The sequence below is a fragment of the Klebsiella sp. 10-1 genome (assembly GCF_009758445.1).
Lineage (GTDB): Bacteria > Pseudomonadota > Gammaproteobacteria > Enterobacterales > Enterobacteriaceae > Klebsiella > Klebsiella scottii.
In genome coordinates this window covers 386924-405101 of the sequence record NZ_WQRE01000004.1, presented here as the reverse complement: position 1 = coordinate 405101, position 18178 = coordinate 386924, and the positions used below count along the sequence as shown (strand labels likewise).

Annotated in this window: 16 protein-coding genes and 1 tRNA gene; 6 read left to right on the top strand and 11 right to left on the bottom strand. The window is 52.0% G+C overall.

Features of this window, described 5'->3' with window-relative positions; genetic code table 11:
- The first annotated feature begins 22 nt into the window (after window positions 1–22).
- Window positions 23–352: an HI1450 family dsDNA-mimic protein gene (locus GO007_RS17440; RefSeq protein ID WP_095102024.1), complete on the top strand. Its 330-nt coding sequence runs from the start codon at window positions 23–25 to the stop codon at window positions 350–352.
- A 67-nt stretch (window positions 353–419) separates the two neighbouring features.
- Here the strand turns inward: GO007_RS17440 and GO007_RS17435 are convergent, their stop codons facing one another.
- The 7 genes from GO007_RS17435 to GO007_RS17405 all read right to left on the bottom strand — a co-directional run bounded on the left by GO007_RS17435 (window position 420) and on the right by GO007_RS17405 (window position 8298).
- Window positions 420–1268, bottom strand: coding sequence for an ion transporter (locus GO007_RS17435; protein WP_095102288.1), 849 nt, complete (start codon window positions 1266–1268; stop codon window positions 420–422).
- A gap of 45 nt (window positions 1269–1313) precedes the next feature.
- Complete coding sequence (gene oppF / locus GO007_RS17430; RefSeq protein WP_095102022.1) at window positions 1314–2318, bottom strand: murein tripeptide/oligopeptide ABC transporter ATP-binding protein OppF; 1005 nt, start codon at window positions 2316–2318, stop codon at window positions 1314–1316.
- Window positions 2315–3328 carry an ABC transporter ATP-binding protein gene (oppD, locus tag GO007_RS17425; protein ID WP_095102020.1) on the bottom strand — a complete coding sequence of 338 codons (1014 nt, stop codon included), beginning with the start codon at window positions 3326–3328 and terminating at the stop codon, window positions 2315–2317. The genes oppF and oppD overlap by 4 nt, the downstream gene beginning before the upstream one ends.
- Window positions 3329–3339: 11 nt before the next feature.
- Window positions 3340–4248, bottom strand: coding sequence for an oligopeptide ABC transporter permease OppC (gene oppC, locus GO007_RS17420; RefSeq protein ID WP_095102017.1), 909 nt, complete (start codon window positions 4246–4248; stop codon window positions 3340–3342).
- Window positions 4249–4262: 14 nt separating this feature from the next.
- The gene (gene oppB / locus GO007_RS17415; protein ID WP_095102015.1) at window positions 4263–5183 is read right to left on the bottom strand and encodes an oligopeptide ABC transporter permease OppB; all 921 of its coding nucleotides are present in this window, start codon (window positions 5181–5183) and stop codon (window positions 4263–4265) included.
- Window positions 5184–5267: 84 nt separating this feature from the next.
- On the bottom strand, window positions 5268–6899 hold the full coding sequence (oppA, locus tag GO007_RS17410) for an oligopeptide ABC transporter substrate-binding protein OppA (protein WP_095102013.1): 1632 nt from the start codon (window positions 6897–6899) through the stop codon (window positions 5268–5270).
- Window positions 6900–7650: 751 nt separating this feature from the next.
- A complete protein-coding gene (locus tag GO007_RS17405) occupies window positions 7651–8298 on the bottom strand; it encodes a YchE family NAAT transporter (RefSeq protein WP_095102012.1) in 648 nt (215 codons plus the stop codon).
- A 476-nt stretch (window positions 8299–8774) separates the two neighbouring features.
- Here GO007_RS17405 and adhE point away from each other — a divergent pair, with 476 nt between their 5' ends.
- A complete protein-coding gene (gene adhE / locus GO007_RS17400; protein WP_095102011.1) occupies window positions 8775–11453 on the top strand; it encodes a bifunctional acetaldehyde-CoA/alcohol dehydrogenase in 2679 nt (892 codons plus the stop codon).
- A gap of 187 nt (window positions 11454–11640) precedes the next feature.
- On the opposite strand, the gene tdk is transcribed toward adhE, so the two are convergent.
- Entirely contained in the window at window positions 11641–12258 is a 618-nt protein-coding gene (gene tdk, locus GO007_RS17395; RefSeq protein WP_095102286.1) for a thymidine kinase, read from the bottom strand.
- 560 nt (window positions 12259–12818) lie between these two features.
- Between tdk and hns the strand changes: the two genes are divergently transcribed.
- The gene (gene hns / locus GO007_RS17390) at window positions 12819–13226 is read left to right on the top strand and encodes a histone-like nucleoid-structuring protein H-NS (protein WP_041146073.1); all 408 of its coding nucleotides are present in this window, start codon (window positions 12819–12821) and stop codon (window positions 13224–13226) included.
- Window positions 13227–13344: 118 nt separating this feature from the next.
- Here hns and galU read toward each other — a convergent pair whose 3' ends face one another.
- The 3 genes from galU to rssA all read right to left on the bottom strand — a co-directional run bounded on the left by galU (window position 13345) and on the right by rssA (window position 16447).
- Window positions 13345–14247 carry a UTP--glucose-1-phosphate uridylyltransferase GalU gene (gene galU, locus GO007_RS17385; RefSeq protein WP_095102010.1) on the bottom strand — a complete coding sequence of 301 codons (903 nt, stop codon included), beginning with the start codon at window positions 14245–14247 and terminating at the stop codon, window positions 13345–13347.
- A gap of 194 nt (window positions 14248–14441) precedes the next feature.
- Window positions 14442–15455 (bottom strand): two-component system response regulator RssB, encoded by a 1014-nt coding sequence (gene rssB, locus GO007_RS17380; protein WP_095102009.1) that lies wholly within the window; start codon window positions 15453–15455, stop codon window positions 14442–14444.
- Between the two features lie 89 nt (window positions 15456–15544).
- Entirely contained in the window at window positions 15545–16447 is a 903-nt protein-coding gene (gene rssA, locus GO007_RS17375) for a patatin-like phospholipase RssA (protein WP_095102008.1), read from the bottom strand.
- Window positions 16448–16558: 111 nt separating this feature from the next.
- On the opposite strand from rssA, the gene GO007_RS17370 reads away from it, so the two are divergent.
- From GO007_RS17370 to GO007_RS17360, 3 genes are all read left to right on the top strand, one after another.
- Window positions 16559–17017: a YchJ family protein gene (locus GO007_RS17370; protein WP_143350187.1), complete on the top strand. Its 459-nt coding sequence runs from the start codon at window positions 16559–16561 to the stop codon at window positions 17015–17017.
- Window positions 17018–17059: 42 nt separating this feature from the next.
- Complete coding sequence (gene purU / locus GO007_RS17365) at window positions 17060–17902, top strand: formyltetrahydrofolate deformylase (RefSeq protein ID WP_041146078.1); 843 nt, start codon at window positions 17060–17062, stop codon at window positions 17900–17902.
- Between the two features lie 158 nt (window positions 17903–18060).
- Window positions 18061–18145: transfer RNA gene (locus tag GO007_RS17360), tRNA-Tyr, on the top strand.
- The last annotated feature ends 33 nt before the right edge of the window (window positions 18146–18178 follow it).

Sequence of the window (18178 nt, the reverse complement as noted above, 5' to 3'; positions counted from 1 at the left end):
AGATGTTAAACGGGTAGCAATCATGGATATGGATTTAAACAATCGCCTGACCGAAGATGAAACGCTTGAGCAGGCTTACGATATCTTTCTCGAGCTGGCGGTCGACAACCTCGACCCGGCGGATGTCATTCTGTTTAACCTGCAGTTTGAAGAGCGCGGCGGTGCCGAACTCTTTGATCCGGCAGAAGACTGGCAAGAGCACGTCGATTACGATCTCAACCCGGACTTCTTCGCCGAGGTGGTGATTGGCCTGGCTGACACCGACGGCGGCGAAATCAACGATATCTTCGCCCGCGTCCTGCTGTGCCGCGAGAAAGATCACAAGCTGTGCCATATTTTGTGGCGTGAATAAGATTTCATTCCGGCGTCTGCCGGCCTGAAAAATGCCTGCCCGTTTAACGACCGGCAGGCATTTTTATTTATTCAGCCGCCGGTTCCGCCAGCTCGCTCCCGCAGGAGTGGCAATAACGCGCGTTTTTATCATGAGCCCCCTGCTGGCAACTCGGGCAGATCCGCTGAGTGCGGCGATTCTGAAAGGCCGTGGTCATATGGGTGGTAATCAGGCCGGTTGGGATCGCAATAATTGAATACCCAATTAATATCAGCACCGATGCCAGAATTCTTCCCAGCGGCGTATGCGGCGTAATATCGCCATAGCCAACCGTTGTTATCGTCACGATAGCCCAGTACACCGAAGCATTGAGCGTGGTGAAACCATACTGCGGCCCCTCAATCAGATACATCAGCGAACCAAAGATAACCATCACAATGGCAATAAATGAATAAAACAGTATCAGCTGATGGCGGGCGCTGACGATAGCAGCCCAGAAAATATTCAGCGACGGCATAAACCGCAGCAGCTTGAGAATACGCAAGGCGCGAATTGCGCGCATCGCGCGCCAGGCAAAGACGTAGTTAAGGCTTATTTCCGGCCACAGCCACATCACGTACAGCGGTAAAATCGTCGCTAAATCAATCAGCCCCCAGAAGCTGAAAATATACCTGAGCGGATTGGGCCAGCTGACAATGCGCAGGATATATTCGAGGGTAAAAACGGCGGTAACAAAAAGCTCCAGCCAGACGAAAATATGCCATTCGTCAACGGACAGGTGGTACTGGGTTCCCACGCCCGACTCGATAAAAATAACCACCACGCTGAGGAGCGCAAAAACCCCGCACAGCCCCTCAAAGCGCCGCCCGGATCGCCGATGCTGATCGAAGAGCAAATGAAATAGCCGCTGACGGGCGGCGTGAATATTGACAGCCACGTTAACCTCGCAAAAAAAAGGGCTGACCAACGTCAGCCCCGGAGATTATAACGGGTCTACCTTCAGGCAGGAAACCGCATGTCGGAAACTCCCCTCCAGCACCGGCCGCGTTTTAGCGCATTCCGGCCCGGCAATGGGACAGCGCGTACGGAAAACGCATCCCGACGGCGGGTTTATCGGCGAGGGTAGCTCCCCCTCCAGCAGCTGGATGGTTTTATTCTTTTCCAGATCCGGGTCGGGAACCGGCACCGCAGACATCAGCGCTTTGGTATAAGGGTGCAGCGGGTTGTGGTACACCTCATCGTAGGTGCCCAGCTCCACCGCGTGGCCCAGGTACATGACCAGCACACGATCGGATATATGCTTAACCACCGCCAGGTCGTGAGCGATGAAGATCAGCGACAGCCCCATTTCGCGCTGCAGCTGCTGCAGCAGGTTTACCACCTGGGCCTGAATCGACACGTCCAGCGCCGACACCGGCTCATCGCAGATAATCAGCTTAGGCTCAAGGATCAGCGCACGGGCAATACCGATACGCTGGCACTGGCCGCCGGAAAACTCGTGCGGATAGCGGTTGATCAGATTCGGCAGCAGGCCGACTTTCATCATCATCGCTTTCACCCGATCGCGAGCTTCCTGGCGCGACATTTTCGGATGATAGGTGCGCAGCGGCTCGGCAATAATCTCCCCGATGGTCATACGCGGGTTCAGCGACGCCAGCGGGTCCTGGAAAATCATCTGAATATCGCTGCGCACGTCGCGCCACTCGTCCGGCTTCATGCCCAGCAAATCTTTGCCAAGCCACGCAACCCGACCCTCGGTCGCTTTCACCAGACCAATAATCGCGCGGGCAAAGGTGGATTTACCGCAGCCGGATTCGCCCACCACGCCCAGCGTTTCGCCTTCATACAGACGCAGGGTTACGCCATCAACCGCTTTCAGCGTTTTAGCCGGCTGCCAAAACCACTGCTTACCATCTTTAATATCAAAGTGGACTTTGAGATCGGCGATTTCGAGCAGGACTTTTCTTTGTTCAGTCACGGCGTTCATAGCAGATCTCCCACCGGTTGAAAGCAGGCACGCAGGCGGCCAGGGGCAAACTCCTCCAGAGGTGGAGCGCTAGTACAAATCTCCATCGAATGCGGACAGCGCGGCTGGAACGGACAACCCTTAGGCAGGCGCAGCAGGTTCGGCGGATTGCCTGGGATGGTTAACAGCGCATCGCCTTCAGCATCCAGGCGCGGAACCGCATTCAGCAGGCCGATAGAGTACGGATGCGACGGATGATAAAAGACATCGCGCGCGTGGCCGTACTCCATGGTGCGACCGGCATACATCACCAGAACTTTGTCACAGATCCCGGCGACCACGCCCAGATCGTGAGTAATCATAATGATCGCCGTATTGAATTCGCGTTTAAGTTCATTCAGCAGGGTCATAATCTGCGCCTGAACCGTCACGTCCAGCGCCGTCGTCGGTTCATCGGCGATCAGCAGCTTTGGCCGGCACAGCAGCGCCATGGCGATCATCACGCGCTGGCGCATACCGCCAGAAAACTCATGCGGATACATTTTCATCCGCTTGCGCGCTTCGGGCATCTTAACCGCATCCAGCATCTTCACCGATTCTTCAAACGCTTCGGCTTTCCCCAGCCCTTTGTGCAGCATCAGAACCTCCATCAGCTGCTCGCCGACCCGCATATACGGGTTCAGGGAGGTCATCGGGTCCTGAAAAATCATCGAAATCTGCTCGGCGCGCAGCTTATTCAGCTCGCGCTCCGGCAGGTTAAGGATCTGCCGGCCGTTAAACGTCGCCGAGCCGCCGATATAGCCGTTGGCCGCCAGCAGTCCCATCAGCGCAAAGGCGGTCTGCGACTTGCCGGACCCCGACTCTCCTACGATGCCTAACGTCTCCCCGGCCCGCAGGTTAAAGTTAAGGTCGTTAACCGCGGTGACATCGCCATCCGGCGTCTTAAAGGTCACGCGGAGATCTTTAACATCCAGTAGCAGCCCGGATTGCTGCTGCGCCTGCGGCGCTTTTGCCGTTTCAATTATGCTCATGACGGCGCTCCTTAGCGGTCTTTCGGGTCGAGGGCATCACGCAGGCCATCGCCGATAAAGTTAAAACAGAACAGCGTTACCACCAGGAACCCCGCAGGAAACAGCAGCAGCCACGGCGACACTTCCATTGAGTTCGCGCCATCGCTCAGCAGCGCTCCCCAGCTGCTGAGCGGCTCCTGAGTGCCCAGTCCCAGGAAGCTGAGGAAGGATTCGAACAGGATCATGCTCGGTACCAGCAGCGAGGCATACACCACCACCACGCCCAGTACGTTAGGCACAATGTGACGAACCACGATACTGAACGTCGAGACGCCCCCGACCTGGGCTGCTTCGATAAACTCTTTGCGCTTCAGGCTCAGCGTCTGGCCGCGCACAATACGCGCCATATCCAGCCAGGAAACCATCCCGATGGCGACGAATATCAGCAGTATGTTCTGGCCAAAGAAGGTCACCAGCAGGATAACGAAGAACATGAACGGGAAGGAGTTGAGGATCTCCAGCAGACGCATCATGACCGAGTCGATCTTGCCGCCGAGATAGCCGGAAAGCGAGCCGTAGAGCGTACCGAGGATCACCGCCACCAGCGCGGCGGCGACGCCAACCATCAGCGAGATACGCCCGCCGATAGCGACGCGAACCAGCAGGTCACGACCGGATGAGTCGGTACCAAAGTAGTGGCCGGACGCCGCATCAGGCGCGCTGGACATCATGCCCCAGTCGGTGTCGAAATAGGAAAACTGCGACACCACCGGCGCAATGGTCACGAACAGCGCGATGACGATCAGCACCGCCAGGCTGGCCACGGCCGCGCGGTTATGCATAAAGCGGCGGCGGGCATCCTGCCATAGGCTACGCCCTTCGACTTCCAGCTTTTCACTGAAGTTCTCCAGCGCCTCGTTGTTTTTCTTACTTAACATCATGGCGAACCCCAGCCTCAATAGCGAATCTTCGGATCGATAACGGCATACAGCACATCAACAATCGCGTTAAACAGAATAGTCAGCGCACCGACCAGAATCGTCAGGCTGAGAACCAGGGAATAGTCGCGGTTAAGCGCGCCGTTGACGAACAGCTGGCCGATCCCCGGGAGACCGTAGATAGTCTCGATAACCATTGAACCGGTGATAATCCCAACGAACGCCGGCCCCATATAGGAGAGGACGGGCAGCAGCGCAGGCTTCAGCGCATGACGCAGGATGATACGATGCATCGGCAGCCCCTTCGCCCGCGCGGTGCGGATAAAGTTAGAGTGCAGAACTTCAATCATCGAACCGCGGGTGATACGCGCGATGCTGGCGATATAGGCGAGTGACAAAGCCACCATCGGCAGGATCATAAACTTCAGCGCCCCACCGTTCCAGCCGCCGCCGGGTAGCCAGTGCAGGGTGATGGCAAAAATCATCACCAGCAGCGGCGCGACCACGAAGCTGGGTATGACGACGCCGGTCATTGCCACCCCCATGACCGCATAATCCCACCTGGTATTTTGCTTGAGGGCCGCAACTACGCCGGCGCTCACGCCGAGAACCACCGCCAGCAGGAAGGCGGCAAAGCCTAATTTGGCGGAAACCGGGAAGCTTGAGGCCACCAGGTCGTTCACCGAATAGTCTTTATATTTAAAAGAAGGACCGAAATCACCGTGTGCCAGCTGCTTCAGATAATTGAAGTACTGGGTCATGATGGGGTCATTTAAATGGTATTTTGCTTCAATATTCGCCAGCACTTCTGGCGGCAGCGTACGTTCACCGGTAAATGGACTTCCCGGCGCAAGGCGCATCATGAAGAAAGAGATAGTTATAAGAATAAACAGCGTCGGAATCGCTTCCAGACAGCGACGAAAAATAAATTTTAACATTGCCCGTACCTTCTGGCGTGTGCCTATCGTATGCGATGAATTCAGACACGGTGGGGCAAGCGATGCCTGCCCCACGTCTTGCCATTAATGTTTGATAATATACAGGTTTTTAACGTAGATATTATCTAACGGGTCTTTACCGGTATAGCCGCCTACCCACGGTTTAACCAGGCGGGCGTTGACGTAATAGAAGACCGGTACAATTACAGAGTCTTTATCCAGCTGCTGCTCTGACTGTGCATACAGCTCCGCACGTTTGGCGTCATCATTGGTTTGCAGCGTTGCAGAGATAATTTTATCGAACGCCGGGCTCTTATAGTGCGAGGTGTTGTTTGAGCTGTCGCTCAGCATGGTATTCAGGAATGAGGTTGGTTCGTTGTAGTCAGCACACCAGCCCGCACGCGCCACGTCGAAGGTGCCCTGATGGCGGTTATCAAGGAAGGTTTTCCATTCCTGATTTTCCAGCTTCACGTTGGCGCCAAGGTTTTTCTTCCAGATGGATGCCACGGCGATGGCCAGCTTTTTATGCAGATCGGACGTGTTGTACAGCAGATTAAAGGTCAGCGGTTTATCAGCGGTATACCCGGCTTCAGCCAGCAGTTTTTTCGCTTCTTCGTTACGCTTATCCTGAGTCCAGGTAAACCATTCTGGTTTAACAACCTTCATGCCGTCGGTATATGGCGGGGTATAGCTATATGCCGGCAGATCGCCCTGATTCTTCACTTTATTAACGATAATGTCGCGATCCAGCGCCATTTTCAGCGCGGTACGCACGCGAACGTCAGTAAACGGCGCTTTCTGGTTGTTAATTTCGTAGTAATAGGTGCAGAGATACGGATCAACGTGAACTTCTTTCGGGATCTCTTTTTTCAGCTTTTGGAACAGTTCAATCGGCATGTTGTTATAGGTCATGTCGATTTCGCCGCTGCGGTAGCGGTTAACGTCGGTGACTTCTGAAGAAATAGGCAGATAGGTCACCTGGTTAATAACGGTTTTAGCGTTATCCCAGTACTGAGTATTACGCTCAAGCACAATACGTTCGTTAACGACCCAGTCCTTCAGTTTATAGGCGCCGTTGGTGACAATATTTGCCGGCTGAGTCCATTTCTCACCATATTTTTCGATCGCCGCTTTTGGCACCGGTGAAACGGACGGGTGAACCAGCAGTTTATAGAAATAAGGAACCGGCTCGCTCAGGGTAACCTGGAAGGTTTTATCGTCGAGCGCCTTAACGCCCAGATCGGTAATTGGCTTTTTGCCGGCGATAATTTCATCAACGTTCGCAACGTGGCCATACTGCAGATAGCTCGCGTACGGTGAGGCGGTTTTCGGATCGGACAGACGCTGCCAGCTATAAACGAAATCTTGTGCGGTTACCGGCGTGCCGTCGGACCATTTTGCATCTTTACGCAGATGGAAGGTCCAGACTTTAAAATCTTTATTATCCCAGGATTCGGCAACTCCAGGAATCGGGTGGCCCTGAATATCGCCAATCACTAAACCTTCGAACAGATCGCGGTTAATGTTGGATTCCGGCACACCTTCAATTTTATGCGGATCCAGAGACTGAACCTCTGCTCCGTTATTACGTACCAGCGATTGTGAATCCGCCAGCTGCACCCCTGCAGGCACATCTGCTGCCATAGCAACGTTCGCGGTAAATAGCGCGGAGAAAATTCCCGCTGCTACCAGATTTTTTTTGGTGATGATGGTCATTGTGTTGTTACTCCACTCATTATAATTACTGGCTATTTAACCAGCCTCTTTTTTTCCCTTATTCGGGATTCTGTACAGTGCAGGAGTTTTTGCTGCTGTCAGACTTTACTGCTTGCTATCACCGACTTATTTATTACGACCGCTCAAACGGCAGCCTTGACGTCGATTCTTTCCCCCCCTGTCCAGGGGCGCTTTATGCGCAATGAGTTATTTAATAATAATTCTCATTTACGGGTGTTATTCAGTTAGCGATCACGCCGGAAAGTACCAAAAGGCTTTCTCATCCGCCAATGCAATTTGCAAATATGTTACCGGATTCTCTTTTATTGCTCTTGCCGCGGCAGGCTCCTGCCATTCTTTTCCACGAAAAGAGCATTAAAGTGTTTATTTATCATTCAGATACAAAAAAAAGGTCGCTACACATGCTGCGGAACGCTGCAAAGGCGCTTTTTTGTACGAAAATTTAACAATCGGTTATTATTTAGCACATTCATCTGCCGCTGTTATGAAATTACTAATATCATTTCAATTATCTGACGGCAAGCACCAGAGAATGATGTGAAGAAAATAACAGTGGTTGCGGTGAGGAAAAGGGAAACAGAAACGCGGAATTATTAAGTAATTCGTTGATATTAAAAAGAATAAACAGACATCATAGAAAGTTATCTTTCTCGCCTTTATCAGCTTTATTGATATGTTTTGCTAATAATAAAGCAAGCGCGGAGCCTCAAGCCCCGCGCAGCGCGGTCGTTCAGACCAGAAGACCCGGGAAAAGCGTCTTCAGGCCGGTAACGATAAACTCAATTCCGAGCGCCATCAGCAGCAGACCCATAATACGCGTGATCACGTTAATCCCGGTTTGCCCAAGCAGGCGAACCAACCACGGCGCCATGCGGAAAATCCCCCAACAGCACAGGGCAAACAGCGCAATCGCCACCGAGAAGCCGAAGAGGTGGGCTACCGTGTGGTAACGCGTTCCCCAGACAATGGTTGAGCTAATCGCCCCTGGCCCGGCCATCAGCGGTAATGCCAGCGGCACCACGCCAATGCTTTCGCGGATAGCCGTCTCTGACTTTTCCTGCTTATTCTGTTTGTCTTCCCCGAGCTTGCCGCTAATCATCGACATCGCGATGGTAACGACGAGGATCCCGCCGGCAATACGGAATGAATCGATGGAAATACCGAAGATTTGCAAAATACCGTCCCCAAGGAACAGCGAGGTCAGCAGGATGATGGCAACGGAAAGGTTCGCCGTCAGATTGGTCTTATTACGGATCGCTGCGCTCTGGTAGCTGGTCATACTAATGAAGACCGGAATGATGCCAACCGGGTTAACCAGCGCAAATAACCCTATGAAAAACTTGAAATAAGCTGAAAAATCAAACAACGATAGAGTCACAGTGCGCTCCGCGGCATCATTAAATATGGCTATTGACAGTAGGTGTCATAAAATATTCGCGCAGAAGATACGCTTTTTAACAGCATAATTCATCTCAAAAATGCATACCGTAATGATAAACTGCGTATGTTGTATATTTGTTTCTTTTACCTGTTTTATTCATTTATTTTGCATACCTTTTCATTACACTTGATCTAAGTGGTCAAAAAATAGCCTGCTGAAAGGTGTCAGCTTGACATAAAATTGATCTAAATCACATAAATCGTACTCAGAAGTGAGTAATCTTGTTTACACCAAAGAGTGGAAGCCGGCAGTACCTGAGGATAGAGAAATAAAGCTTCGTTAGTAAATCAGTGAAGTCAGCAAAGCAAAATTCGATACGTTAACATTTAGATGCAAGCTATTAACCGCCTGTCTATACTGTCGAATCGAGCTACTGATTTACTAAAAAAGTTTAACATTATCAGGAGAGCATTATGGCTGTTACTAATGTCGCTGAACTTAACGCACTTGTAGAGCGCGTAAAAAAAGCCCAGCGTGAATATGCCAGTTTCACTCAAGAACAAGTTGATAAGATCTTCCGTGCAGCCGCTCTGGCCGCCGCAGACGCTCGAATCCCTCTCGCAAAAATGGCCGTTGCCGAATCCGGCATGGGCATTATCGAAGACAAAGTGATCAAAAACCACTTCGCTTCTGAATACATCTATAACGCTTATAAAGATGAAAAGACCTGCGGTATTCTCTCCGAAGACGACACCTTTGGTACTATCACCATCGCAGAACCTATCGGTATTATTTGCGGTATCGTCCCAACGACGAACCCAACTTCTACAGCAATCTTTAAATCACTGATCAGCCTGAAAACCCGTAACGCGATTATCTTCTCCCCACATCCGCGTGCTAAAGATGCCACCAACAAAGCGGCCGACATCGTTCTGCAGGCTGCTATTGCTGCCGGCGCGCCGAAAGACCTGATCGGTTGGATCGACCAGCCTTCCGTTGAGCTGTCCAACGCGCTGATGCACCACCCTGACATTAACCTGATCCTTGCGACCGGCGGTCCAGGTATGGTTAAAGCAGCCTATAGCTCCGGTAAACCAGCTATCGGCGTTGGTGCAGGCAACACGCCGGTTGTTATCGACGAAACCGCTGACATTAAACGTGCCGTTGCATCGGTGCTGATGTCCAAAACCTTCGATAACGGCGTTATCTGTGCGTCTGAACAGTCAGTAGTCGTTGTTGACTCCGTCTACGACGCCGTTCGCGAACGTTTCTCCAGCCACGGCGGCTACCTGCTGCAGGGTAAAGAGCTGAAAGCGGTTCAGGACATCATCCTGAAAAACGGCGCGCTGAACGCCGCTATCGTTGGTCAGCCGGCGTATAAAATCGCCGAACTGGCAGGCTTCACCGTCCCGAACACCACCAAAATTCTGATTGGTGAAGTGACCGACGTTGATGAAAGCGAGCCGTTTGCTCACGAAAAACTGTCTCCGACTCTGGCAATGTATCGCGCCAAAAACTTCGAAGACGCCGTTGAGAAAGCTGAAAAACTGGTGGCGATGGGCGGTATCGGTCATACCTCCTGCCTGTACACCGACCAGGATAACCAGCCTGCTCGCGTGGCCTTCTTCGGCCAGATGATGAAAACCGCACGTATTCTGATTAACACCCCGGCTTCTCAGGGTGGTATCGGTGACCTGTATAACTTTAAACTCGCGCCTTCCCTGACTCTGGGTTGTGGTTCCTGGGGTGGTAACTCCATCTCTGAAAACGTTGGTCCGAAACACCTGATCAACAAGAAAACCGTTGCTAAGCGAGCTGAAAACATGTTGTGGCACAAACTTCCGAAATCTATCTACTTCCGTCGTGGCTCTCTGCCAATCGCGCTGGATGAAGTGATTACTGATGGTCACAAACGCGCGCTGATCGTGACCGACCGCTTCCTGTTCAACAACGGCTATGCCGACCAGATCACCTCCGTACTGAAGGCATCCGGCGTTGAAACCGAAGTGTTCTTTGAAGTTGAAGCTGACCCGACGCTGACCGTTGTACGTAAAGGTGCAGAACTGGCCAACTCCTTCAAGCCGGACGTCATCATCGCCCTCGGCGGTGGTTCCCCGATGGACGCCGCGAAAATCATGTGGGTGATGTACGAACATCCGGAAACCCACTTCGAAGACCTGGCGCTGCGCTTTATGGATATCCGTAAACGTATCTACAAGTTCCCGAAAATGGGCGTGAAAGCGAAAATGATCGCCGTCACTACCACTTCCGGTACCGGTTCTGAAGTGACCCCGTTTGCGGTAGTTACCGACGATGCGACCGGTCAGAAATATCCGCTGGCAGACTACGCGCTGACTCCGGATGTGGCGATTGTCGATGCGAACCTCGTCATGGATATGCCGAAGTCCCTGTGTGCTTTCGGTGGTCTGGATGCCGTAACTCACGCCCTGGAAGCCTACGTTTCCGTACTGGCGTCTGAGTTCTCCGACGGCCAGGCTCTGCAGGCGCTGAAGCTGCTGAAAGAGTATCTGCCGGCGTCCTACCATGAAGGTTCTAAGAACCCGGTAGCGCGTGAACGCGTGCACAGTGCAGCGACTATTGCCGGTATCGCGTTTGCTAACGCCTTCCTCGGCGTATGTCACTCGATGGCACACAAACTGGGCTCCCAGTTCCATATCCCGCACGGCCTGGCGAACGCCCTGCTGATTTGTAACGTTATCCGCTACAACGCGAACGATAACCCAACCAAACAGACCGCATTCAGCCAGTACGACCGTCCGCAGGCTCGTCGCCGCTACGCAGAAATTGCTGACCACCTGGGCCTGAGCGCACCTGGTGACCGCACCGCAGCGAAAATCGAGAAACTGCTGGCATGGCTGGAAAGCATCAAGGCTGAACTGGGTATTCCTAAGTCTATCCGCGAAGCTGGCGTGCAGGAAGCTGACTTCCTGGCCCACGTTGACAAGCTGTCTGAAGATGCATTCGATGACCAGTGCACCGGCGCTAACCCGCGCTACCCGCTGATCGCCGAGCTGAAACAGATTCTGCTGGATACCTTCTACGGTAACGAATTCAGCGAAGGCGAAGCTGCCGCGAAGAAAGAGACTGTCGCAGCACCGAAAGCCGATAAAAAAGCGAAAAAATCCGCTTAATTTACGCTGGTAATAAATATGAGGCCTCATCTTTGGATGAGGCCTTTTTTATCGTCACGATTTTGGCTACAGTCGCAAAACCGACGCAGAGCGACGCTAAAGCGTCGGGCCATCATAGACAGCGGGAATTACAGCAGGAGGTCATCAGGCGCCTGATGTGCGCCTGAGCGAGATCGACGAGGGGAGATTAGCAGGGGCGATGTTTGCTTTGCACAAGCGTTAAAGAGCCCTCTTTTAAGGCTTCTTTATAATGTTTACGGCAGACCGATACATAGCGTTCATTGCCGCCAATAACCACCTGCTCGCCCTCATTGTACGGCCGCCCTTCCCGATCGAGGCGCAGCACCATACTCGCCTTACGGCCACAAAAACAGATTGTTTTTAATTCAACCAGCTTATCTGACCAGGCTAATAAATACTGACTGCCGATAAACAGCTCCCCGCGAAAATCAGTACGCAGGCCGTAGCACAACACCGGGATATCCAGCCCATCAACAACCTCGGATAGCTCATGCACCTGCTCACGGGTCAGGAACTGGCTTTCATCAACTAATACACAATGAACCGGCTGCTTTGCATGCTCAGCGCTAATCTCGGCAAATAATGAAGTCTGCGGGTTAAACAGTCGGGCCGGCGATGAGAGGCCAATTCTTGAGCTGACCTTACCGGAACCAAAGCGGTCATCAATCTCAGCCGTATAAACTAAGGCACGCATGCCTCGTTCCTGATAATTGTATGAGGACTGCAGTAGCGCAGTCGACTTACCTGCATTCATTGCAGAATAGTAAAAATAAAGTTGTGCCATCGGCTGCGTAACCCCAATCAATGTGTTTTATCGCGGCGGGATTGTAGCATATTTTCTGCCGCTGCCAGCCCCTTCAGGGAAGCGCCGGAGGTTTATGTTGCGCGCGCCGACTTCTGAAAGATTAAGCTTTTTAATACAATCAGGCCATCAGCTATTTGCCCAAACCGCGGGGTGCAGCGAGCTGCGGCAGTTGTCCTTTCGTGCGAATCGGTGCATTTTGCAGGCGGTTATAAGGGATTTTGTTCAGCGTTTTATATTAAACATCATCGTAACTAATGCGCTAATACTGAAGGTGGATATTTATCCCTGCAAAGTATAATTTTACTCCCTGGCTGCCGGGAAAAGCATACTATCTCAGGGTTTTAGCTTACGACTCCGGTTAGGCTATAAGCTAGAAAGATGTGAACTCGCGCGAAAAATTTAACTTAAATTAATTAATTACCGGGACAAATAACAAGTAATTTTGAATTCCTTACATTCTACCCTATTGCACATCTGATTATATCGCTCTATTATTAGTTCAACAAACCACCCCACAATATAAGTTTGAGATTACTACAATGAGCGAAGCACTTAAAATTTTGAACAACATCCGTACTCTTCGTGCGCAGGCGAGAGAATGCACCCTTGAAACGCTAGAAGAAATGCTGGAAAAATTAGAAGTTGTCGTTAACGAACGTCGCGAAGAAGAAAGCGCTGCGGCTGCAGAAATTGAAGAGCGTACTCGTAAACTGCAACAATACCGTGAAATGCTGATCGCTGATGGTATTGATCCGAATGAACTGCTGAGCACCATGGCTGCAGTTAAAGCGGGCACCAAAGCCAAACGCGCGGCACGTCCGGCGAAATATAGCTACGTTGATGAAAACGGCGAAACCAAAACCTGGACTGGTCAGGGCCGCACCCCGGCAGTGATCAAAAAAGCGATGGATGAGCAAGGCAAATCTCTGGACGATTTCCTGCTTTAATAAGTCGTCATATTTGAAAAATCCCGCCGCGGCGGGATTTTTTTTATCTTTACTCACTGAGATAAAAAAGCCGGGGAACAATACCTGTGTCCCCGGCTCTCATATCTAAAGATAACGATTACTTAGCGATGGCTTTTTCCAGCCAGTCTTTAAAATCTGCACCCAGCGTTTTATGGCGCACGCCATATTCAACGAAAGCCTGCATGTAACCCAGTTTATTACCACAATCATGGCTCTTGCCTTTCATATGGTAGGCTTCAACCGTTTCCTTCTCGATCAGCATATCGATGGCATCGGTCAGCTGGATTTCATCGCCTGCGCCCGGAGGCGTTTTAGCCAGCAGCGGCCAAATATCCGCGCTCAGCACGTAGCGTCCCACGACGGCCAGGTTGGAAGGCGCAACGTCTGCTTTCGGCTTTTCTACCACGCCAACCATCGGCACGCTTTCACCCGGCTGCAGGGACTGGCCCTTGCAATCAACGACGCCATATGCGGTCACGTCAGCAACAGGCTCAACCATAATCTGGCTGGATCCGGTTTCGTCGAAACGAGCGATCATTTCTGCCAGGTTATCGCGGGTAAGATCGGATTCAAATTCATCCAGAATAACGTCCGGCAGAATAACAGCTACCGGCTCATCGCCTACTACCGGGTGCGCGCACAGCACGGCATGGCCGAGGCCTTTAGCGAGACCCTGACGGACCTGCATAATGGTGACGTGCGGCGGACAAATAGATTGGACTTCTTCAAGAAGCTGACGTTTTACACGTTTTTCGAGCATCGCTTCCAGTTCAAAACTGGTATCGAAATGGTTTTCGATAGAATTTTTGGAAGAGTGCGTCACCAGAACAATTTCAGTAATCCCGGCCGCAATACATTCGTTAACAACATACTGAATTAAAGGCTTATCTACCAGTGGCAGCATTTCTTTCGGAATAGCCTTGGTAGCGGGCAGCATCCTGGTGCCTAATCCCGCAACCGGGATAACAGCTTTTCTTACTTTAGAATTAAGGGCAGCCATTGAAATCTCCTGGACTGTGTGTTTTTTAAACTAGTCATAATATAACGCACCGAGTATATCAGCCCATCCCGGTAAGCCTGGTCTGAAAGGTGCGGATTTTCTCGAATTAGGACTTATACGTATAAAACCCATCGATAGTATCACCGCCAAAGGCAGCGCGGTAATCCTACCAGCGTGAAAATAAACTTAACTGTTCATTCCGCAGACAACATCAAGCGTAAACGGCCTCCAGCCCCCCAAATTTGGCACTGCCATGAGGAGCAACGCTGGCTAATTTGGTTGAGATAAGCATTACCTAATGTGCCAAGCGGCACACCATTACTAATCTGTATTTGATGTTCTCCGGTATTCAACGTGCCGTTTAACCCCGCCGATACCAAAATCAAATTTTTCAACCCGCTGTGGTAATAACCCACCAGCAGAGGAAATTGCCCCGGTAAATTCGCCTGACGAAGTAGCTGGTTGACCTGCTTTAACAACCCGGTCATTTCCGGCAAGCGCTGGCCTTGATGGGCCAGCTGCTCCTGAAGCAAACCGTTAAACAGCGCGCGCAGCAGAAGCGCCGCGAGAACGCCATTATCGCCTGCTCGTGTTACATCCAGACAGTAAAATGCCAAATCTTTTTCCGATAATGGCGCAATATCGAGAACCAGACCGGGCTTATCGGCGGTTACCAGCTGACGATAGTGAATGCGGCAGCGCGATATTTCCTGCTGCACCGGAGGCTGTAACTCCTGCAGCAGCCTGGACGCCGCGTTCGGGTCGCTGACCAGCGCATCCCAGTCCTCAAACAGCCGCTCCTCCTCTTCCACACGCGAACTGAACATGTGGGGATACAGGCAGGCATACACCGTCTCACGCAGGCGGTCAAAATCTTTTACCGGTTTAAGCAGAACATCCTGAACGCCAAGACGCAGCGCCCTGGCAATATCTGCCATATTCTCCGTCGCCGAAATCATCAGAATCGGCAGCTGCTCGCCCTGGTTACGCAGATACTCCACCAGTTCGAGGCCATTCATGCGCGGCATCGAGATATCGCAAATCATCAGGTCGGGCTTCGACTCGGCCATTTTCTGTAGTGCCTCAACGCCATCCTCTGCCTGCGCGGTAGTTGCGCCTAGCGAGGTTAACCAGGAGTGCAAAAGAGTGCGGAAAACGGGCTCGTCTTCAACGATCAGAATTTGTTTTCCCGCCAATGGCTGCGTCATGATCTCTCCTCTGGCTGACGATAATTAAATATTGGCATGCAATTCACACTATCGCCTGTCAGAATTTACTGAAGTCTAAGTCAAGGGCGTCACGCCGAAGCGCGCACCAAAGGTAATAGTTCATCCATCTTTTTTTCCACCGCCAGGTGACCGGCAGCAATCGCTTCGCCGGCGCGATGGAAATCAAGGGTCGATATTTGTGGGCAAAAGGGCTGTAGCAGAATATCCGGTGGGTCACCCGCCATACGGTTACGCTTCAGGCGATTTTCCAGTACCTGAATAGAGGTGGACATAATCTCCATTGCCGTCGGCGTAGCGGTAGTCGTTTGCCGGGAGGTCATTCCCGTCAGCCGCGCGCGCAGACGCGAATGCCAGGAAAATTCTTTCTCATCTTCTACACGCGGTTTCTCGATAGACCATAAATCCTGCTGCATCAGATGCGCATCGTGCTGTAGGTCAACGGCGATGACAATATCTGCCCCCAGCGCACGGGTCAAAGAGACCGGGACGGGGTTCACGACTGCGCCGTCGACCAACCAGTAGCCATTGTGCATAACGGGCGACATCAGGCCAGGCATGCTGCAGGAAGCGCGGACCGCCAGATGCAAATCGCCTTCGGTAAACCACAGTTCGCGGCCGGTGCTGAGGTTGGTCGCCACCGCCGCAAACCGGCGATCGCAGCGTTCAATTTCGGAGGTAGGCAAGACTTGTCGATATTGATTGAATACGCGCTCCCCGCGCAGCAGGCCTCCGCGACGCCAGGAGAGATCCATCAACCGCAGTACGTCCCAGTTGCTAAAAGAGCAGACCCATTTTTCCAGAACCGGAAGACGGTTGCACGCGTAGGCCGCGCCAACCAGCGATCCGATAGAGCACCCTGCAACAACGTCAATTTCAATACCTGCTCGCTGTAGCGCTTTAATCACACCGATATGCGACCACCCTCGGGCAGCTCCCGCCCCTAAGGCCAGACCAATCTTAAGCTTTCTCATTATTACCGATATACTTCCTTCCACCGCGAACATGGCATCATCGCCACAGCTCAGTTAACATAAAACACTTTGGCGTCGATACGCCGTAATTCTTTTTCCATGGAGGCCGCTTTGTCGCCATTATGTCCCTGTGGCAGCGCTCTGGAGTATAGCTCATGTTGCCAGCGTTATCTGTCCGGCGCGCTGCCAGCGCCAGGCCCGTCACAGCTGATGCGATCCCGCTACAGTGCGTTTGTTATGAAAGATGCCGATTATCTGATTAAAACCTGGCACTCCTCTTGCCAGGCGCAGCGGTTCCGCGCGGATCTGGAGAGCGGTTTTACCAAAACGCACTGGCTGGGGCTGACCGTCTTTGCCGCCGATGAGGGGCGAAATCCCGATGAAGGATTCGTCAGCTTTATTGCACGATTTAACGACGATAGCCGTTCCGGCGTAATTATTGAACGTTCCAGATTCTTAAAAGAAAATGGACAGTGGTACTATATCGACGGCACGCGACCGCTGGTTGGTCGTAATGACCCCTGCCCTTGTGGCTCAGGTAAAAAATTTAAAAAATGCTGCGGCCAATAAACCGGCGTCAGCAATAGCAAACACTACAGGATTTCCCCCGCGATGCATTCATTACAACGTAAAGTACTACGCACTATTTGCCCTGATCAGAAAGGACTCATCGCGCGTATCACCAACATTTGCTACAAGCACGAGCTGAACATCGTGCAGAACAACGAGTTTGTCGATCACCGAACCGGCCGCTTCTTTATGCGTACCGAGCTGGAAGGTATTTTCAATGACGCCATTCTGCTGGCCGATTTGGATAGCGCGCTGCCGGAAGGTTCAATTCGCGAACTGACGCCTGCGGGCCGTCGACGCGTGGTCATTCTGGTCACCAAAGAAGCGCACTGCCTTGGCGATCTGCTGATGAAAGCTAACTATGGCGGTCTGGATGTGGAGATTGCCGCGGTTATCGGTAATCACGAGACGCTGCGCACGCTGGTTGAGCGTTTTGATATTCCTTTCCAGCTGGTCAGCCATGAAGGCCTGACGCGTGAAGAGCACGATAAGCAGATGGGCGATGCTATCGAAGCGTTGGCACCAGACTATGTGGTGCTGGCGAAATATATGCGCGTGCTGACGCCAGAGTTCGTTTCCCGCTTCCCGAACCAGATTATCAATATTCACCACTCATTCCTGCCAGCCTTTATTGGCGCCCGTCCGTATCATCAGGCTTACGAGCGCGGCGTCAAAATCATCGGCGCCACCGCGCACTATGTGAACGATAATTTGGATGAAGGCCCGATCATTATGCAGGACGTGATTCATGTCGATCACACCTATACGGCAGAAGATATGATGCGCGCCGGCCGTGATGTTGAGAAGAACGTGCTGAGCCGTGCGCTGTATCAGGTGCTGGCGCAGCGCGTGTTCGTCTACGGCAACCGAACGATTATTCTTTAATCGATAGATAAATTAGCTGGTTAGCTTTGCGTCTTTGCGCGCAAAAAGCAGGCAACCAGTTTATTTTTATCAACGGAATGCTTTACAGGGGCGCGTCATTTGGTATGATGCGCCCCGCTTCCCCAGAAGGAAGCAGGCCAGTATTAGCATTACCCCGTGGTGGGGTTCCCGAGCGGCCAAAGGGAGCAGACTGTAAATCTGCCGTCATCGACTTCGAAGGTTCGAATCCTTCCCCCACCACCATTATTCACTGTGCTGAATAACCTACAATTTGAT